Source organism: Rhodanobacter sp. FW106-PBR-R2A-2-24, assembly GCF_058789615.1.
This window is the reverse complement of sequence record NZ_JBYTBV010000002.1, coordinates 3,510,073-3,527,395: the sequence shown is the minus strand read 5'-3', so window position 1 is coordinate 3,527,395 and position 17,323 is coordinate 3,510,073. Positions and strand designations below refer to the sequence as shown.

Genomic DNA, 17,323 nt, shown 5'->3' with positions numbered 1-17,323 from the left:
GCATTTTAGCCCACGCACCCCGCGCAGCACTTGCTGCAGCACAGCGCTCCATCCATCGGACCATAGCCACGGACAATGGCGACCATGCCAACAATCAATTGGACGCATAGGGCAAGCCGCCTAGAATTGATCCCGTCGATGCACCCAACCACCCGCAATGGAGATCACGCAATGTCTTTGATCAATACCGAAGTGAAGCCGTTCAAGGCGCAGGCGTTCAAGGCCGGCCAGTTCATCGAAGTGAGCGAGGCCAGCCTCAAGGGCAAGTGGTCCGTGTTCTTCTTCTACCCGGCCGACTTCACCTTCGTCTGCCCGACCGAGCTGGAAGATCTGGCCGACCATTACGCCGAGTTCCAGAAGCTGGGCGTGGAGATCTACAGTGTCTCGACCGACACCCACTTCTCGCACAAGGCCTGGCACGACACCTCCGCCGCGGTGAAGAAGATCGGCTACACCATGGTGGGCGATCCCACCCACGCGATCAGCCGCAACTTCGAGGTGCTGATCGAGGATGCCGGCCTGGCCGACCGCGGCAGCTTCGTGGTTGACCCGCAGGGCAAGATCCAGATCGTCGAGATCACCGCCGGCGGCATCGGCCGCGACGCCAAGGAACTGCTGCGCAAGGTGAAGGCCGCGCAGTACGTCGCCAGCCATCCGGGCGAAGTGTGCCCGGCCAAGTGGCAGGAAGGCGAGAAGACCCTGGCCCCGTCGCTGGATCTGGTCGGCAAGATCTGATCCGCCGCGTCACCCGCGACACCGAACCCGGGCGCGCCGCGCCCGGGTTCCTCCGAGGACGTTTGTGCCAGCGGCTTGCACCCGGCTCCGCCCCCTCCGCAGCCACCTCCCCACGGTGCCGGCCGCTGCCACAAACCTCCCTCCCCCAAGGCCGCCGGACGCGCCTGCCCGCACTCCTCGACACGCCACGCCCGGCGCCTGTCCGGATGCGGTCCCGGCCGGCAACCTGCCGCCTCGTTCTCCCACCTCTGCCGGAGTGGTCACCATGCTCGATGCCGCCATCCAGGCCCAGCTCGCGGGCTACCTGGAAAAACTCACCCAACCAATCGAACTCGTCGCGTCGCTGGACGACGGCGCGAAGTCGCGCGAGCTGGACGAGCTGCTGACCGAGATCGCTGCGATGAGCGACAAGATCAGCCTGCGCCGCGACGACAGCGAGCCGCGCAAGCCCTCGTTCGCGATCAACCGCATCGGCACCGACGTCGGCGTGCGCTTCGCCGGCATCCCGCTGGGCCACGAGTTCACCTCGCTGGTGCTGGCGCTGCTGCAGGTGGGCGGGCATCCGTCCAGGGCAGCGGCGGAAACCATCGCGCAGGTGCAGAACCTCGACGGCGAGTTCCGTTTCGAAACCTATTTCTCGCTGTCCTGCCAGAACTGCCCGGACGTGGTGCAGGCGCTGAACCTGATGAGCGTGCTGAACTCGAACATCCACCACGTGGCCATCGACGGCGCGCTGTACCAGGGCGAGGTGGACGCGCGCCAGATCATGTCGGTGCCCACCGTATTCTTGAACGGCAAGCTGTTCGAGCAGGGCCGCATGAGCCTGGAGCAGATCGCGGCCAAGCTCGACACCGACGCGCAGCAGCGCGCGGCCGAGGCGATCAAGGCCAAGCAAGCCTTCGATGTGCTGGTGGTCGGCGGCGGCCCGGCCGGCGCGGCGGCGGCGATCTATGCCGCGCGCAAGGGCATCCGCACCGGCCTGGCGGCCGAGCGTTTCGGCGGCCAGGTGCTGGACACCATGGCCATCGAGAACTTTATCTCGGTCGACTACACCGAAGGCCCGAAGCTCGGCGCCGCGCTGGAAAACCACGTGCGCAACTACGACGTGGACATCATGAACCTGCAGCGCGCCACGAAGCTGGTGCCCGCCAGCGAATCCGCCAGCGGCCTGGTAGAGGTCGAACTGGATAGCGGCGCCACGCTGAAGTCCAGATCCGTGGTGCTCGCCACCGGCGCGCGCTGGCGGCAGATGGGCGTGCCCGGCGAGAACGAGTACCGCAACCAGGGCGTGGCCTACTGCCCGCACTGCGACGGCCCGCTGTTCAAGGGCAAGCGTGTCGCGGTGATCGGCGGCGGCAACTCCGGCGTGGAGGCGGCGATCGATCTGGCCGGCCTCGTGGCCCACGTCACCCTGCTCGAATTCGACGGCAAGCTGCGCGCCGACGAGGTGCTGCAGCGCAAGCTGCGCAGCCTGCCGAACGTGGAGGTGATCGTCAGCGCGCAAAGCACCGAGGTGCTTGGCGACGGCCAGAAGGTCAGCGGACTGGTCTACAAGGACCGCACGGACGGCAGCATGCACAGTCTCACGCTGGAAGGCATCTTCGTGCAGATCGGCCTCTTGCCGAACACCGAGTGGCTGCGGGGTACGCTGGAACTGTCGCCACGCGGCGAGATCGTGATCGACGCGCGTGGAGCGACCTCGCTGCCCGGTGTGTTCGCCGCTGGCGACGCCACCACGGCGCCGTACAAGCAGATCGTGATTGCGATGGGCGCGGGTTCGACCGCCGCGCTGGGCGCGTTCGACCACCTGATCCGCAGCTCGGTGCCGAGCATGCAAACCGAGGCCGCGTGAATCAGCCGGCGTCCCTCGGCGGTGGCCGCACGTCGGGCAGGAACAGCGCGAAGACACCCAGCAGCGGCAGGTACGCGCACACCTGGTAGACGAACACGATGCCGTAATGCTCGGCCACCAGGCCAAGCACCGCCGCGCCCAGCCCGCCCAGGCCGAAACTGAAGCCGTAGAACAGGCCGGACACCATGCCGATGCGGTGGTTCAGCATGTCCTGCGCGTAGACGATGATTGCCGGGAAAGCCGAGGCCAGGATCAGGCCGATCACCACGCTGAGCGCCACCGTCGCGCCCAGGCCCACGTGCGGCAGGATCAGGGTGAACGGCGCGCAGCCCAGGATCGAGAACCAGATCACCCGCCGCCGCCCCATGCGGTCGCCCAGCGGCCCGCCGATCAGCGTGCCGGCCGCCACCGCGAACAGGAACACCGCCAGCAGGTTCGCCGCCGCGTGCACCGAAACGCCGAACTGGTGCATCACGTAGAAGGTGTAATAGCTGCTGATGCTCGACAGGTAAAAGAACTTGGAGAACATCAGCACCAGCAGCAAGCCCACCGTGCGGCGCGCCACCGCCGCCGGATAGCGCGGCTGTACCGCCGCCACATGCTTCTTGCCGCGCCGGTCGAGATGGCGTTGGTACCAGCGCGCCACCTGCAGCAGGATCACCATGCCGAGCAGGGCGATCAGGGCAAACCACGCCGCGTGCGGCCGCCCGCCATCCACGTGGCGCAGCACCAGGAAGGCTGCCAGCAGCGGCCCCAGCGCCGAGCCGGTGTTGCCGCCGATCTGGAACAGCGATTGCGCCAGCCCGTAATGCCCACCCGAGGCCAGTCGCGCCACGCGCGAGGATTCGGGATGGAAGGTGGACGAGCCCACCCCGATCATGCCGACCGCCAAGAGCACCAGCGGGTAATTCGGCGCGAACGCCAGCAGCAGCAGCCCGCACAACGTGGAAGCCATGCCGATCGGCAGGATCAGCGGCAACGGATGCCGGTCGGTCAGCGTGCCCACCACTGGCTGCAGCAGCGAGGCGGTGAGCTGGAAGGTCAGCGTGATGGCGCCGATCTGGAAGAAGCTGAGGTCGAACTCGCCCTTGAGCAGCGGATACAGCGCCAGGATCACCGACTGCATGATGTCGTTGAGCATGTGCGCCGAACTGACCGCGGCCACCACGCGGAAATCGCGCGCCTGCCCCGCCCCGCCCCCCGGCATCGCCGAAGCCTCCGCACTGGCCCCAACAACGCGCACAGCAGCCTGATCCATGAATACGCAACCTTTCGATGAGGCCCGCAGCGGCCCCGCAGGCCGCCATTGTCGCAGCAAGCGGCAGATGCGGGTGAGCGACGCCGAGGCACGCGACGACGGCGCGACGCCCATTCAGCCCGGCAGCGTGTCCGCCACCGCCACGAAACCGCCGGTCTGCCGCTGCCACAACCGCGCATACAAACCGCCGTGCGCGATCAGCTCGGCGTGCGTGCCGCTTTCCACGATGCGGCCCTGGTCGAGCACCACCAGGCGATCCATCCGCGCGATGGTGGAGAGGCGATGGGCGATGGCAATGACGGTCTTGTCCTGCATCAGCACGTCGAGGCTCTCCTGGATCGCCGCCTCGACCTCGGAATCGAGCGCGCTGGTGGCCTCGTCCAGCACCAGGATGGGCGCGTCCTTGAGCAGCACACGGGCGATGGCGATGCGCTGGCGCTGGCCGCCCGAAAGCTTCACCCCGCGCTCGCCCACCAGGGCATCGAAGCCGCGATGCCCTTCGCCGTCGGCGAGCCCGGGGATGAACTCGTCGGCGCGCGCCTTGCGCACGGCATCCATGAGCTCGGTGGCGCCGGCATCGGGACGGCCGTACAGGATGTTGTCGCGGATCGAGCGATGCAGCAGCGCGGTGTCCTGGGTCACCACGCCGATCTGCGCGCGCAGACTCTCCTGCGCGACGCGCGCGATGTCCTGGCCATCGATGACGATGCGCCCGCCATCCAGATCGTACAGGCGCAGCAGCAGGTTCATCAGCGTGGTTTTGCCGGCGCCGGAAGGGCCGACCAGGCCGATCTTCTCGCCGGGACGCACAACCAGATCGAGCCCGGCGAACACCGCGCGGTGACCACCGTAGGCGAAGGCCAGTTGCTCGAAGCGCACCTCGCCGCGCACGACCGTCAGCGCGGCGGCGCCGGCCTGATCCTGCACCGCACGCGGCTGCGCGATGGTGGTGATGCCATCCTGCACCGTGCCCACATCCTCGAAGATGCCGTTGACCACCCACATGATCCAGCCAGACATATTGCTGATGCGGATCACCAGCCCGGTGGAGAGCGCGATGGCGCCCACCGTGACGCGGCCCTCGCTCCACAGCATGAGCGCAAGGCCCGAGGTGCCGGCGATCAGCAGCCCGTTCAACGCGGTGATGCTGGCGTCCATCACGGTGGTGACGCGGGTCATGCGCTGGGTCTTTTCGTTCTGCTCGGCCATCGCCTCGGCCACGTAGGCCTCCTCGCGGCGACCGTGTGCGAACAGCTTGAGCGTAAGCACGTTGCCGTAGCCGTCCACGATGCGTCCCATCAGCTTGGAACGCGCCGCCGAGGCCAGCCACGAACGCTGCTTGATGCGCGGAATGAACAGCGCCAGCGCCCCCACGTACAACACCGCCCACACCAGCAGCGGCAACGCCAGCCACGCGTTCGCATGCGCGAACAGCGCTGCCGCGCTGCCGGTGTACACCACCACGTACCAGATTGCATCGACGATTTGCACGGTGGACTGCCGCAGCGAGCCGGCGGTCTGCATGATGCGGTTGGCGATGCGCCCGGCGTAATCGTTCTGGAAGAAGCCCAGGCTCTGCCGGATCACGTAGCGGTGGTTCTGCCAGCGGATGCGCGTGGTGAGGTTGGGCACGATGGCCTGGTTCACCAGCAGATCGTGCAGCGCATTGAAGATCGGCCGCGCCACCACGACCACCAGCGCCATCCACGCCAGCTCGGGTCCGTGCCGATGGAAGAAGCCGGATGGCGGCACTTCCTTGGCCAGATCCACCACCCGGCCGATGAAGCCGAACAGCGCCACCTCGATGCCCGCCACGACGAAACCCACCACCACCACGGCGAGGAACAAGGGCCACACCTGGCCCAGGTAGAACGCATAGAAGCGCCCCACCGACGCCGGCGGCATGCCGTCGGCGGGCTCCTTGAAGGCATCGATCAGGGATTCGAACCAGCGGAAGATCATCGGGCGTGCATCCGGCGAGGGATGCCTAGCGTGGATGCACGCCCGCCAGTGCGCAAGGGCGCAGCCTATTTCTTCGCACGCTTCCTGCGCGCGGCATAGCCGCTGGCCGACGCGACGATGATGACGATGAACACGACGATGAAACCCGACATGGCTTGCTTCCCAGGTTGATGGATCAAGGATCGAACAGCCCGCGCCTCATTTGCGCTTTGCCGCAGCACCTGGCGCAGGCAGCTCTTGCATCACCAGTGCGAGGCTCTGCCGGTAGTCGGCCAGCGCCTTGCGGCCGGCGGCGGTGATGCGCAATTCGGTCAGCGGACGCTTGCCGCGAAAGCTCTTTTTCACTTCGACCAGGCCGCCTGCTTCCAGCTTGCTCATGTGGCTGGAGAGGTTGCCCTTGCTGAGTCCGCTGACCTGCTCCAGAAAGACGAACTCGACCTCCTTGGCGTTGGCCAGCACGGCGAGTATCAGCAGCCGCGCCGGCTCATGCACCAGCCGGTCCAGCGCCATCACCTCGCCGATGCGCGACGGCGTGCTCATGCGTCGCCCGCCATCTCGCCGCGCAAATGCAGCAACTGCTCGCGCAGCCGCAGGAAGCGTCGATGGTCGGCCACGCCACGGGCGATCATCCCCAGCGCCGCAAGCGGAAACAGCAGGGCCAGCAGGGCCAGCGGCAACGCCTCGTTGGCGGCGGCGGTGCCGATCACCGGATACGCCCGGTCGATGCACAGCAAAGCCGCCTGGCAGAACAGGAACGTGCCGACGATAAAATCCAGCGGACTGCGCAACCAGCGCCAACTGGCCAGCACCAGCAGCCAGACCAGGGCGAGATAGCCAGGCACGCCAGGCGCCAGGTGCGGGCCGTGAGCCAGCGCCGACCCGGTTACCAGCACGGCCACCACAAGTACCACACCGATGCCGAGGCGATGGGTACGGCGTTCGGCGGCAGATTCCTGCTCCTCCACATGGCCCAGACGCTGGTAATAGCACCGCGCCATGCCCTGTTTGGCCAGCAGCCACAACAGCGGCAAGGCCGCCAGCGCGGCGTGCAACACGGTCGATGCCGGCAGCAGGCCGCCCAGCAGATACGCAGCCAGGCAGAATGCGCCGCCCAGCACCGCCGCCAGCCCGCCTGCGCTGCGCGAATAGCGGGCGTAGTCGCGGGTCAGCGTCGCCAGCTCGCACAGCCCGGTTTGCAGCGTGTCGGTCATGCCTGCCCCTCATCGTTCAATGCATACATGTTTGCATTGCAAACTTGTTTCCGTCAACCCGCATCGAACGCACGCCGCGACTGAACGCCAGCCATGCCGCGTTCCGTGCGTCGATTGACCGCCACCGGCATGCCCCGGATCATGCCGGCATGCCTACCTGTTTCCGTCGACCGTCGGCGCTGCCGGCCATCCTGCTCGCGCTCGCACTGGCCGGTGCCTTCGCCTCCGCACCAGCCCGCGCCGACGCGGACGTCGCCGCGCCGGCCGCCACGCCCGCGCAAAGCCTGCAGCAGCTGTCCGACCAGCTCGATACGGTCAAGAACACGCTGAAGAATGCGCAGAAGGCCGCCGTCGACAAGTCCACGCTCGCCGACCTGCGCACGCAGGCGCTGGCGGTGCAGGATCAGGCCCGCCAACTGGCCGATGGGCTGGCGTCGCCGATGAGTGCGCTGGTGGCGCAGCTGGGCGTGCTGGGTCCGGCACCGGCCAAGGGCGCGCCGCCGGAGGCGCCGGCCGTGGCCGCGCAGCGCCGCCAACTGGACAAGGCGCAAGCCGACCTCAATGCGCAGATCGTGCGCGCCAAATCGTTGAGCCTGGACGCGCTGCAGGTGGCCGCGCAGATCACCGGCCTGCGCAACGACCTGTTCCAGGCGCGCCTCACCGCGCGCACGGACACCCCGCTGGGCCATGCCTTCTGGGCCGAGCAGGTACATTCGCTGCCCAACGACCTCGCCCGCCTGCAGCGGCTGGGTTCGCGCTGGGGCGATGCCTGGTCCGATGCCTGGCAGACGCCGAACCGGCTGCCGCTGCTGCTGTGCCTGGGCGCTGCCGTGCTGCTGGCCAGCGGTGGCCGCAGCGTCAGCCGCCTGCTGTGGCATCGGTTCGCCACACCCTGGCTGCCCGAAGGTCGTCTGCGCCGCAGCGCCACGGCGGCGGCGATGGCGCTGGCCACCGCGCTGACACTCTGGCTCGCCGCGCGACTGTTGCGGCTCGGGCTGAACTGGAACGACACGCTGGCCAGCGACCTCGACGCGCTGGCCGCTGCCCTGGTGCGGGTCACTGGCTTCGCCGCGCTGATGGCCGGCCTGGGCAGCGCGGTACTGTCGGCGCGCCAGCCCTCGTGGCGGCTGCTGCCGCTGCCGGATCTCGCCGCGCATCGCTTGCGGCGCTACCCATGGTGGCTGGCCGGCGCGGCGCTGCTGGCCGGCGGCAGCGAGCGGATCGTGCGCAGCATCGGTTCGAGCCTGCCGGCCACGGTGCTGCTGCATGCGCTGCTGGCGCTCCTGGTCAGCGCCCTGGTAGGGCTGGCGCTGGTGCGTCTGCGCCGCGCGCGGCGCGAAGGCGACTCCGCCACCGGCACGCCAGCCCGGCGACCGCTATGGATGGGCTTGCTGAGCTTCGCCGCCACGCTGGGCGTGCTGCTGTGCTGGATCGCGGTGAGTCTCGGCTACGTGGCGCTGGCCTTCTTCGTCGCGGTGCAAATGCTGTGGGTGGGGCTGGTGGGTGCCTGCCTCTATCTCCTGGTGCAATTGACCCGCGACCTGTTCGACACGCTGCTGTCGCCGCACGGCCGCAGCGGTGCGCGCCTGCAGGCTGGCTTCGACCTCGATGCCGCCACGCTGGAGCAGGCCGCCACCGTGCTCACCGGCGTCACCCGCATGCTGCTGGCGCTGACCGCACTGGCATTGGTGCTGGCGCCGTTCGATGCCGGCCCGGCGGAACTCGTGCAGAGCGCACTGCAGGTGTTCAGCGGGCTCAAGCTGGGCCAGCTCACCATCGATCCCGGCGCCGTGCTGATCGCGCTGGCGGTGTTCGTGCTCGGCCTGATCGCGCTGGGCATGCTCAAGCGCTGGCTGCGCGACCAGCTCCTGCCCACCACGCAGATGGACCCGGGCATGCGCGAGTCCATCGTCACCCTGCTCGGCTATCTGGGCGGCGTGCTGGTGTTCGCGCTGGCGCTGGTGGCGCTGAACGTCAACCTGCAAAGCATCGCGTGGATCGCCAGCGCACTGTCGGTGGGCATCGGCTTCGGCCTGCAGGCGGTAGTGCAGAACTTCATCTCCGGCCTGATCCTGCTGGTGGAGCGGCCGGTGCGCGTGGGCGACTGGGTGAGTCTTTCCACCGACGTGGAAGGCGACATCCGCCGCATCAACGTGCGCGCCACCGAGATCCAGCTGGCGGATCGCTCCACCGTGATCGTGCCGAACTCGCAGCTGATCACCCAGAACGTGCGCAACGTGACCCACGCCAGCGCACAGGGCCGCGTGCGCATCCTGCTGCCGATGCCGCTGGACACCGACGCCGATCGCGCGCGCCAGCTGATGCTGGACGCCCTGCGCGCCCATCCGGCCACGCTTTCGATGCCCACGCCGATGGTGCGACTGGACAACATCAACGCCAGCTCGATGACCTTCAGCGCCATCGCCTACGTGCACAGTCCGCGTGACGTGGGCGCGGTGAAGAGCGACCTCCTGTTCGACATCCTGCAGCGCCTGCGCGAGGCGCAGCTGCCACTGTCCACGCCAACCAGCATGGTGGTGCGCACGCTGGGGCCGCTGGGCGAGGACAGCCCGGCGGTGCCGTCGCAGCCATCGTGAAGGCGCGCCGGCGCCATGCGCCTCACGACGCCGGCGGCTTCAGCGCGGAATGCGGACGCGCCACGCGATACATCTGCCACGCAATCTGCTTGAGCAACCCTTGGCGGTCGTCACCGACGCGGTACAGGTCGAAATGCGTGCGGTCGGCAATGAAGCGGATGTCGGACTTCGCGTGCAGGCCGTCCAGCACCGCCTTGAGCCGTTGCGCGGCGCCGTCGAGGTAGAAGGTGTCGGCGCTGCCCACGTAGAGGTGGATCTTGCCGTCCAGATCCCCCTTCAGCCCAGGCCAATCCCGCGCGAGGCGGTACGCGATGTCGTAGTGCTCGCGCCAGTAGGCCACCACGGCAGAATCGACGTCGCCGGTGTCGCGGTCGAACAGCGGCTCGGGCCGGCCGTCCTTGCCGCGTGGCGAGAACACCCACTCGAACGAGGCCAGCTGGCCGCCATACGGGCCGAACACGCGCTCAAGCTGGGCGAACTGCTGGAAGCTGGCAAGCACCTTGCCGTGGTCGCGCACCAGCGGATACGGCGTGCCGTCGACCTTGCGGTAGACATTGGCGTGCAGCGCGTACAGATCCACGCCGGTGAAGTCGTGGAAATCGCTGGGGTCGGGCGAGGTCGACCAGGTGCCGCCGAAGAGCTTCGGATAACGTGTCTGCAGCCACAGCGTGGCCCAGCCGCCCGATGAGTGGCCTTGCAGGAAACGGCCGCCGGGCTTCGCATCCATGCGGTAGGTTTTCTCCAGCGCGGGGATCAGCTCGGTGGTGAGCGCGCGGCCCCATGGGCCGTTGTTCACCGAGTCGGCGAACTCCGTGGTGCCGGTGGGGCCGGATTCGTCCAGGAACACCCAGATCATCGGCGGCATCTCACCCTTGGCCATGGCCGCGTAGATGCTCACCAGCGTACCGACCACGCGATCATTGCCGCCGCCAAAACCCTGCGTGTAATACACGGTGGGATACGTGATGTTCGCCTTTGCGTCGTAGCCCGGCGGCAGCAGCACGCGGCCGCGCATGTGCACCGGGCGTCCCCGGAACGCCGTGAGCGCGGGGCTCACGAAGTCGATCTCGCGCGCATGCACGCGCGCCGCCGGCAACACATCCTGCCCCATCGCCGCCGCCCAGCGACCCAACTGCCACGGATCGCGCGCGGGCACGACGGCATCCAGCACCAGCGTCGGGACCTCCGCCATGGGCAGATGCAGCGTCACCACCGGGCTCACCAGATCGCCGGCATCGCGGCCGCCGTAGTTGTAATCGTGGTGCACGTCCAGCACCGCCTGCACGGCGTAATCGCCCGGCGGCAATTGCGACCAGCCCTGCGGGAAGGCCGTGCGATCCGCGTCGATATCGACCAGTTGTCCTGGCAACCAGCGATCCACCTCGCGCGCGGCGACGGCCGTCCGGGTGGGGAAGAACGGGCTGGTGTCCACCTCGCTCACCTTGCCGTCGCCGCCACGCGCCTTCGCGGCGGCCTCGGCATCCTTCGCCGCGGTGGCGAACAGCAGCAGGCGGCCGGATACCGGCTGTGGCTGCCCACCGCCCAATTGCACGTGGAAGAAGCGGTGCGTCGGCACCGCCGCGACATCGTCACCTGCAATCGCAGCGACGGAATACAGCAGGCCGCAGCCGAACACGACGGCAGCAATGAAACGGCTACGCATGGCAACCCCTTTGATGGACGGTATGCGGGCCGGGAAGCCAGGGGCACGGAAGGCCGGCTATCCCGTCGTGGAACCTGGCGCTTGCAGCGCCCCTATCCTGCGGCATCGGGCACCGCCCGTCGAGAACCCGATGCCGGCGAAAACCGCTGCGCCCGGCGAAATCCTCCAGCGGCACCTCCGCGCCAGGCTCCTGCCTGGCCACTCCGCAGCCAGCCATCCGTGGCCAGGCCGGGCGCCTGGGAAAAACCACAAACCCGCGGCCTCCTCCGGCCATTTGTGGCAACGCCTGACTTCGTTCACCATCACGCCGTAACGAACCACCCCGGGACACTCAATGAACTGGCGTTGGCGCACGGATCTCTGGGTCTTCCTCGTCTGCGCGGCGAGCCTTCTGGCCGGTGCGGTCTGCTGGCTGCTCGGTGCGCGCGGGCTGGCCGCCGGGGTGTGGGCCGGCGGCTGCCTGCCGGCGCTGGCCACCCTGCTGCACGGGGCCGTGACAGCGCTGCGTCGCCGGGAAACCGGGGTGGACGTGCTGGCGCTGATATCCATTGGTGGAGCCTTGCTGCTGCGGCAGGAGCTCACCGCCGCGATGATCGCGTTGATGCTGGCCAGCGGGCGCCTGCTCGAAGGCTTCGCAGCGCGGCGCGCGGGGCGCGAACTGACGGCCCTGCTCGCACGGGCGCCACGCCACGCGCAGTGCTACCGGGATGGAGTCCTGGTGGAATTGCCGCCGGAACAGATCCAGGTCGCGGATCGCCTGCTGGTGCGGCGTGGCGACATCCTCGCCACCGACGGCACCGCACTCGCGGACAACGTGGAGCTGGACGAATCCGCGCTCACCGGCGAACCCATGCCAGTCACCCATCACCGCGGCAGCGCGCTGCGCAGCGGCAGCGTGAACGCCGGCGACGCCTTCGAGATGGTGGCGACGGCAAGCGCATCCGACAGCACCTATGCCGGCATCGTGAAACTGGTCGAGGCGGCGCAGCAGGCCAGTGCGCCATCCACCCGGCTTGCCGACCGTTACGCCGCCTGGTTCGTGCCGCTGTCGCTGGGCGTGGCCGGCTTCGCCTGGCTGCTCAGCGGCTCGGCGCTGCGCGCGCTCGCCGTGGTGGTCGTGGCCACCCCGTGCCCGCTGCTGCTCGCCGTGCCGGTGGCCATGGTGTCGGCCATCTCGCGCTGCGCCCGACGCGGCATCCTGGTCAAGGGTGGCGCCGCGCTCGAAGCCTTGGCCAATGCGCACACCCTGTTCCTCGACAAGACCGGCACGCTGACCGGCGGTCAGGCGCGGCTGGTCGGCATCGACAATGCCGGCCTGCTCGACGACGACGAACTGCTGCGCAGCAGCGCCTCGCTGGAGCAACTATCCCATCACGTGATGGCACAGGCCGTGGTCGATGCCGCCCGCGCTCGCCAGATCCCGCTCGGCGTACCCGATGCGGTGAGCGAAAGCCCCGGCGCCGGCCTGCGCGGCACGCTGGATGGCCATTCGCTCGCCGTCGGCTCGCGCGACTACGTGGCCAACCTGACTACCGTGCCGCCATCGGCACTGGATCGGCTCGAGCGCGGCAGCCTGGATGGCATCGCACCGGTACTGATCGCGCTCGATGGCCGCTACGCGGGCGCCCTGCTGCTCGCCGATCCGATCCGCGCGGAAACGCCGCGCGCCCTGCGCCTGCTGCGCCGCGCCGGACTGCGCCGCATCGTGATGCTCACGGGGGATCGCCGCGACGCGGCCGAAGCCACCGCCGCCGGGCTCGGCATCGACGCGGTGCTGGCCAGCCAGACGCCATCGGACAAGCTGGCCGCGATCGAACGGGCCCACGCCGACGGCACCACCGTGATGGTGGGCGACGGCATCAACGACGCGCCTGCGCTGGCGGCGGCCACCATCGGCGTGGCCATGGGCGCACGCGGCGCCACCGCCTCCGCCGAAGCCGCCGACATCGTCCTCCTCGTCGATCGCCTGGATCGCCTCGCCGAAGCCATGCACATCGCCCGCCGGACACGCCGCATCGCGATGCAGAGCGCGCTGGCCGGCATGGGTCTCTCGCTGCTGGCCATGCTGCTGGCAAGCCTCGGTCTGCTGGCGCCGCTTTACGGCGCCCTGCTGCAGGAAATCATCGACGTGGCGGTCATCCTCAATGCATTGCGTGTCCTGCGCATCCGCCCGCCACGCGCCGTCCGCCATCGGCTGGATCATCGGCAAGCGGAGCATCTGCGCACCGAACACCAGCAGCTCGCCCCGTTGCTCAATCGCCTCGGCGCAGCCATCACACACCTGTCTGGCATGACGACCGGCGAGCGGCTGCTCGAACTGGAAGCCATCGATCGCGGCTTGCGCGAACAACTGCTGCCCCACGAAAGCACGGACGATCGCGAGGTCTATCCCGCCATCGCCGAACTGCTGGGCGGCGACGATCCGATGGCGACGCTGAGCCACACCCACCGCGAAATCTTCCGCCTGCACCGCCTGTTCAGCGCTGACCTCGCGCACCTGCGCGCCGCACCCGACGACAATGAAACCCGGCACCGGCTGCAGCGCCACCTGCACGCGCTGGATGCCATCCTGCGGCTGCACTTCGCGCAGGAGGAGGAGATCTACCAGAGCGTCATCGACGATTGAGCTCCATGCCGATCGCTGGCGGACACCCGCCTTCATCAACGCCCTGTTTGACCTGGTCCGCCACCGCGCCCTTCGCACACCATGGCCGGGCATGGTTCGGCGACGCCCGGCATGCCCACTCACGAAAACCAGTTGCCAAGCCCGCCGACCATCGCTAGGATATGCGGCTCCCGCGGGGTGTAGCTCAGCCTGGTAGAGCGCTACGTTCGGGACGTAGAAGTCGCAGGTTCAAATCCTGTCTCCCCGACCAAGTTTCAACAGAAAGCCGGCCTTGCGCCGGCTTTTTTGCGTCCGTGCTTCAACCCGCCGCGGCCAACGCCGCCAGCCGATCCAGCTCGGCTTCGATGAAGCCGGCTTCCAGTCGCGCCGGACGGTTGAACGGGCCGCGCAGGGCCACGCCCATGTGCTCGCGCAGCAGGTCGAAGAAAGTGTCGAAGGGATCGACGCCGTCGCGCTCGCAGCACCAGCGGTACCAGCGCGTGCCGGCGGCGACGTGGACCACTTCCTCGGCGAGGATCACTTCCAGCACGGCGATGGTGCGCTCGTCGCCGGCGTGGCGCAGGCGCTCGATCATGCCGGGCGTCACGTCCAGCCCGCGCGCCTCCAGCACGCGCGGCACCAGGGCCATGCGTGCGATGTCGGCGTGCACGGTTTTTTCGGCCATTTCCCACAGGCCGTTGTGGGCATCGAAGTCGCCATAGGCGTGACCCAGTTCGGCCAGCCGCGCCTGCAGTAGGGCGAAGTGGCGAGCCTCGTCGGCCGCGCAGCTGGCCCAGTCGCGGTAGTAGGCGTCCGGCATGCCGCGGAAGCGGTACACCGCGTCCCAGGCGAGGTTGATAGCACTTCCCATTTATGCGGTGTGGCTTCGCTTGGTGCCGAAGGCACGGCCAACCGCTCCACGCTCTGGCGGTAGATCCTTCTTTTCCCCTCGATAAACCGCTCTCCAGATACAAGAAAAGCGCCTTTCGGCGCTTGCTTCTTGGTGGTGCTGGGTTGGTTCAATCTTCAAGAAAATCTAAAACCGCCTCTGCTTCTTCGGTGTTATTTACCCACCTGCTATTTCTTTGAATTAAATCTCGCGGTTTAAAGTCTCTTCCCTTTTCCTTTTCAAATCTATCCTTTTGGTTTTTCACTTGCTGTAATCTGGCTTTCGCCTCCCCCATTCCTTTCATTTCGAAGATTTTCCCAGTGTCGTTCAAGTGCATCTCGGTAACTCTTGAAGCCCACTGAATATCTTCTCCATCAATGTAAGGTGAAACCTTCAAATTGATAACATGATAAAGCAAAGCATAGGTTAGCGTCTTGTACAAGGCTCGGCGATAAAAGCTATTTGGTAAAACATCTTCTTTAAATAAAGCCTTGAAAATCTTTTCATATTCTTGTTCCGCTTCATCCACAATGATGTAATTCTGGTGCAGGTCAACCGTCAACATCTTATCAAAAGCTCCTCCCAATTCGGTAAGAACCTTTTCTTCATTGTATAGAGCATAATCGGTTATGTGTCTATCTGGATCAGCTAATGTATAAACATAACCAAACCTCTGGGCAAAGCCATCGGCCATACTTTCAACACTGATTGAATTGATAAAACTATCTTCGGTGTTGACCGCATAAAAGTTGACCTGATTAGCGACTTCGCTCAGCCATGAAAATTGTCGACAGCACGCAAATGCGGCTCTGGCCAAGGGTTGCAGAGGGTCATGGCTCGCGCCAGTCGCGGCAACATGTCCGCGAGACGAAAACGGCGGTTGAAGCGGTAGGCGGCTTCGGCCAAGTAGCGGCGGGCGTATTTGGCTTGGCGAAGTGCGTGGTAGCAGCCACTGATGGCGCGTTTGACGTTGCCCATCAGCACGTTGACCCAGCGCGCGCCCTTCACCTCGGTGCTGGCGCGGCCACCACCGGTCACCAGCACCGTGTGCGCGTGGTCGCCCTCGGCCAAGCGGCGGAAGCAACCCAGGCCGTCGCTAAACACCTCGGCGCCCGGCGCCAGTCGCCGCGTGCGCCAGTCGTTCATCGACGCATTGTCGAAGCTGCGCACCGGCTCGATGACGGCAAACGTCGGGTGCTCCAGCTCGGCGTCGGTCGAAACGGCCACCACAAAGGCCTGCTTGTTCTCCGAACCGCGCCCCGGCTTGCCGCCGTTGCGCTCGCCACCAAGGTACGCATCGTCGATCTGGACAAACCCGTCCAACTGGCGCGGCGCCTCGCGGTCGGTCATCGCCTGCATGACCTTGTGCTTGAGCTTCCACGCCGTGTCGTAGCTGACGCCGAGATGGCGCTTGAGCTCAAGCGCCGACATGTTGGTCTTGCTGCCTGTCAGCAGGTGCATGGCCAGGAACCACGTCGTCAACGGCAGGTGGCTGGCACCGAACAGCGTGCCGCTGGTCAGCGTTGTCTGGTGGCGGCAGGCGCGGCACTGGTAGTACACCCGCCCATCGCGACGGAAGCGCGAGCGCGGCCGCTTGTCGCAATGGGGGCACCGGAAACCGTGCGGCCAGCGGGCGCGATACAGCGCTCGATAGCACTTGGCCTCGGTACCGTAGCGTTGGATGAACTGCGCCATCGACAATCCCGCCTGGAACTGCACTTGGTTCATCGCCATGATCGTTCTCCCGCTTCGAACATGGCACCGAGGTTGCGCTCGCCGCGTCTCAAATCACGCGACGAACAGCTGAGCAAAGTCGCTAATCAGGAAAGTTGAAGGTTGGATCTTCAATAATTACATTTCCTGTCTTTTTTGTTGCCCTTTCAATCTGCCTTGAGTTATACGACTTCAGCATGTGTTCTTTCATTTCGCTGACTGGGCTGTTCGGTGTTTCAATCAACTTTACTTTTTGTGCCCATTCATCGCAAAACCAAGAGGCATAACCGTCCTGCTCTTTACATCGCTTAAGTTCTTCAAACCACATCGCTGAACTTCCGCAATTGGGCATGTTAGATTTTACTGGGGCAATCTCACCGATCCAATCATGGGATAAAGTCTTACCAGCTCCGCTCGGTGCTAAAATGACATTCCAAAGAAAAGGTTTCATTTTTCTTATTTTATCACTTGATAAAAAGCATCCATTCTTGCTTAAGTAGGTAGTTACATAGTGAAGAACTCCAAAGAATGGAAGCTCTAACGGTATATCTGTGAAGGCGCGGAAAGGATCAATACATCTTTGTAAGACTGAGCCCGGAGGTGTCGCAATTAAGCCTCTCCAATCTTGCTCAATGTTTGACGACCTTCGCATAAAGCCTTTCACGACCTGCCTCCCTTCTCCCTTTGTTTTTAGAAAAGCATTGACCCCGCCTGTAGGCTCTTCGCGATAAGTCTTTCCTGAAGCTGTCTTTTTGGTTACATAACCACTTTTTACATTACTCATAATTGTACCTTTATAATTATTTTGTTGTTCTGGTGCCTACATGGTAACCGATAA

Annotated in this window: 12 protein-coding genes, 1 tRNA gene and 1 pseudogene; 5 read left to right on the top strand and 9 right to left on the bottom strand. The window is 66.0% G+C overall.

Features of this window, described 5'->3' with window-relative positions; all coding sequences use genetic code 11:
- Positions 1-171: 171 nt before the first annotated feature.
- Together ahpC and ahpF are read left to right on the top strand one after the other, a co-directional pair.
- Entirely contained in the window at positions 172-735 is a 564-nt protein-coding gene (gene ahpC / locus AC3WQA_RS17115; protein WP_492676229.1) for an alkyl hydroperoxide reductase subunit C, read from the top strand.
- 265 nt (positions 736-1,000) lie between these two features.
- Complete coding sequence (ahpF, locus tag AC3WQA_RS17110) at positions 1,001-2,587, top strand: alkyl hydroperoxide reductase subunit F (protein ID WP_492676228.1); 1,587 nt, start codon at positions 1,001-1,003, stop codon at positions 2,585-2,587.
- Position 2,588: 1 nt separating this feature from the next.
- Here the strand turns inward: ahpF and AC3WQA_RS17105 are convergent, their stop codons facing one another.
- The 4 genes from AC3WQA_RS17105 to AC3WQA_RS17090 form a co-directional block, all read right to left on the bottom strand.
- Positions 2,589-3,794 carry an MFS transporter gene (locus AC3WQA_RS17105; protein WP_492676388.1) on the bottom strand — a complete coding sequence of 402 codons (1,206 nt, stop codon included), beginning with the start codon at positions 3,792-3,794 and terminating at the stop codon, positions 2,589-2,591.
- 165 nt (positions 3,795-3,959) lie between these two features.
- Positions 3,960-5,804 carry an ABC transporter ATP-binding protein gene (locus AC3WQA_RS17100; RefSeq protein WP_492676387.1) on the bottom strand — a complete coding sequence of 615 codons (1,845 nt, stop codon included), beginning with the start codon at positions 5,802-5,804 and terminating at the stop codon, positions 3,960-3,962.
- Between the two features lie 201 nt (positions 5,805-6,005).
- Complete coding sequence (locus tag AC3WQA_RS17095; RefSeq protein ID WP_492676227.1) at positions 6,006-6,347, bottom strand: transcriptional regulator; 342 nt, start codon at positions 6,345-6,347, stop codon at positions 6,006-6,008.
- On the bottom strand, positions 6,344-7,018 hold the full coding sequence (locus tag AC3WQA_RS17090; protein WP_492676226.1) for a hypothetical protein: 675 nt from the start codon (positions 7,016-7,018) through the stop codon (positions 6,344-6,346). The genes AC3WQA_RS17095 and AC3WQA_RS17090 overlap by 4 nt, the downstream gene beginning before the upstream one ends.
- A gap of 149 nt (positions 7,019-7,167) precedes the next feature.
- On the opposite strand from AC3WQA_RS17090, the gene AC3WQA_RS17085 reads away from it, so the two are divergent.
- A complete protein-coding gene (locus tag AC3WQA_RS17085) occupies positions 7,168-9,615 on the top strand; it encodes a DUF3772 domain-containing protein (RefSeq protein ID WP_492676225.1) in 2,448 nt (815 codons plus the stop codon).
- A gap of 22 nt (positions 9,616-9,637) precedes the next feature.
- Here AC3WQA_RS17085 and AC3WQA_RS17080 read toward each other — a convergent pair whose 3' ends face one another.
- Positions 9,638-11,278, bottom strand: a complete 1,641-nt coding sequence (locus AC3WQA_RS17080; RefSeq protein WP_492676224.1) for an alpha/beta hydrolase — start codon at positions 11,276-11,278, stop codon at positions 9,638-9,640.
- Between the two features lie 334 nt (positions 11,279-11,612).
- On the opposite strand from AC3WQA_RS17080, the gene AC3WQA_RS17075 reads away from it, so the two are divergent.
- Positions 11,613-13,904 (top strand): heavy metal translocating P-type ATPase, encoded by a 2,292-nt coding sequence (locus AC3WQA_RS17075; protein ID WP_492676223.1) that lies wholly within the window; start codon positions 11,613-11,615, stop codon positions 13,902-13,904.
- 173 nt (positions 13,905-14,077) lie between these two features.
- Positions 14,078-14,154: transfer RNA gene (locus tag AC3WQA_RS17070), tRNA-Pro, on the top strand.
- 48 nt (positions 14,155-14,202) lie between these two features.
- Here AC3WQA_RS17070 and AC3WQA_RS17065 read toward each other — a convergent pair.
- The 4 genes and pseudogenes from AC3WQA_RS17065 to AC3WQA_RS17050 all read right to left on the bottom strand — a co-directional run.
- A pseudogene (locus tag AC3WQA_RS17065) lies at positions 14,203-14,748 on the bottom strand (ferritin-like domain-containing protein); the annotation flags it as partial.
- Positions 14,749-14,902: 154 nt separating this feature from the next.
- Complete coding sequence (locus AC3WQA_RS17060) at positions 14,903-15,589, bottom strand: hypothetical protein (RefSeq protein ID WP_492676222.1); 687 nt, start codon at positions 15,587-15,589, stop codon at positions 14,903-14,905.
- The gene (locus AC3WQA_RS17055; RefSeq protein ID WP_492673425.1) at positions 15,544-16,506 is read right to left on the bottom strand and encodes an IS1595 family transposase; all 963 of its coding nucleotides are present in this window, start codon (positions 16,504-16,506) and stop codon (positions 15,544-15,546) included. The genes AC3WQA_RS17060 and AC3WQA_RS17055 overlap by 46 nt, the downstream gene beginning before the upstream one ends.
- An 82-nt stretch (positions 16,507-16,588) precedes the next feature.
- Positions 16,589-17,269: a hypothetical protein gene (locus AC3WQA_RS17050; RefSeq protein WP_492676221.1), complete on the bottom strand. Its 681-nt coding sequence runs from the start codon at positions 17,267-17,269 to the stop codon at positions 16,589-16,591.
- Positions 17,270-17,323 lie beyond the last annotated feature (54 nt).

Bases quoted from the DNA above. Each gene is read 5' to 3' on its own strand.
- ahpC (WP_492676229.1), top strand. From the start codon at position 172: ATGTCTTTGATCAATACCGAAGTGAAGCCGTTCAAGGCGCAGGCGTTC.
- ahpF (WP_492676228.1), top strand. From the start codon at position 1,001: ATGCTCGATGCCGCCATCCAGGCCCAGCTCGCGGGCTACCTGGAAAAA.
- AC3WQA_RS17105 (WP_492676388.1), bottom strand. From the start codon at position 3,794: ATGCCGGGGGGCGGGGCGGGGCAGGCGCGCGATTTCCGCGTGGTGGCC.
- AC3WQA_RS17095 (WP_492676227.1), bottom strand. From the start codon at position 6,347: ATGAGCACGCCGTCGCGCATCGGCGAGGTGATGGCGCTGGACCGGCTG.
- AC3WQA_RS17090 (WP_492676226.1), bottom strand. From the start codon at position 7,018: ATGACCGACACGCTGCAAACCGGGCTGTGCGAGCTGGCGACGCTGACC.
- AC3WQA_RS17085 (WP_492676225.1), top strand. From the start codon at position 7,168: ATGCCTACCTGTTTCCGTCGACCGTCGGCGCTGCCGGCCATCCTGCTC.
- AC3WQA_RS17080 (WP_492676224.1), bottom strand. From the start codon at position 11,278: ATGCGTAGCCGTTTCATTGCTGCCGTCGTGTTCGGCTGCGGCCTGCTG.
- AC3WQA_RS17075 (WP_492676223.1), top strand. From the start codon at position 11,613: ATGAACTGGCGTTGGCGCACGGATCTCTGGGTCTTCCTCGTCTGCGCG.
- AC3WQA_RS17055 (WP_492673425.1), bottom strand. From the start codon at position 16,506: ATGGCGATGAACCAAGTGCAGTTCCAGGCGGGATTGTCGATGGCGCAG.
- AC3WQA_RS17050 (WP_492676221.1), bottom strand. From the start codon at position 17,269: ATGAGTAATGTAAAAAGTGGTTATGTAACCAAAAAGACAGCTTCAGGA.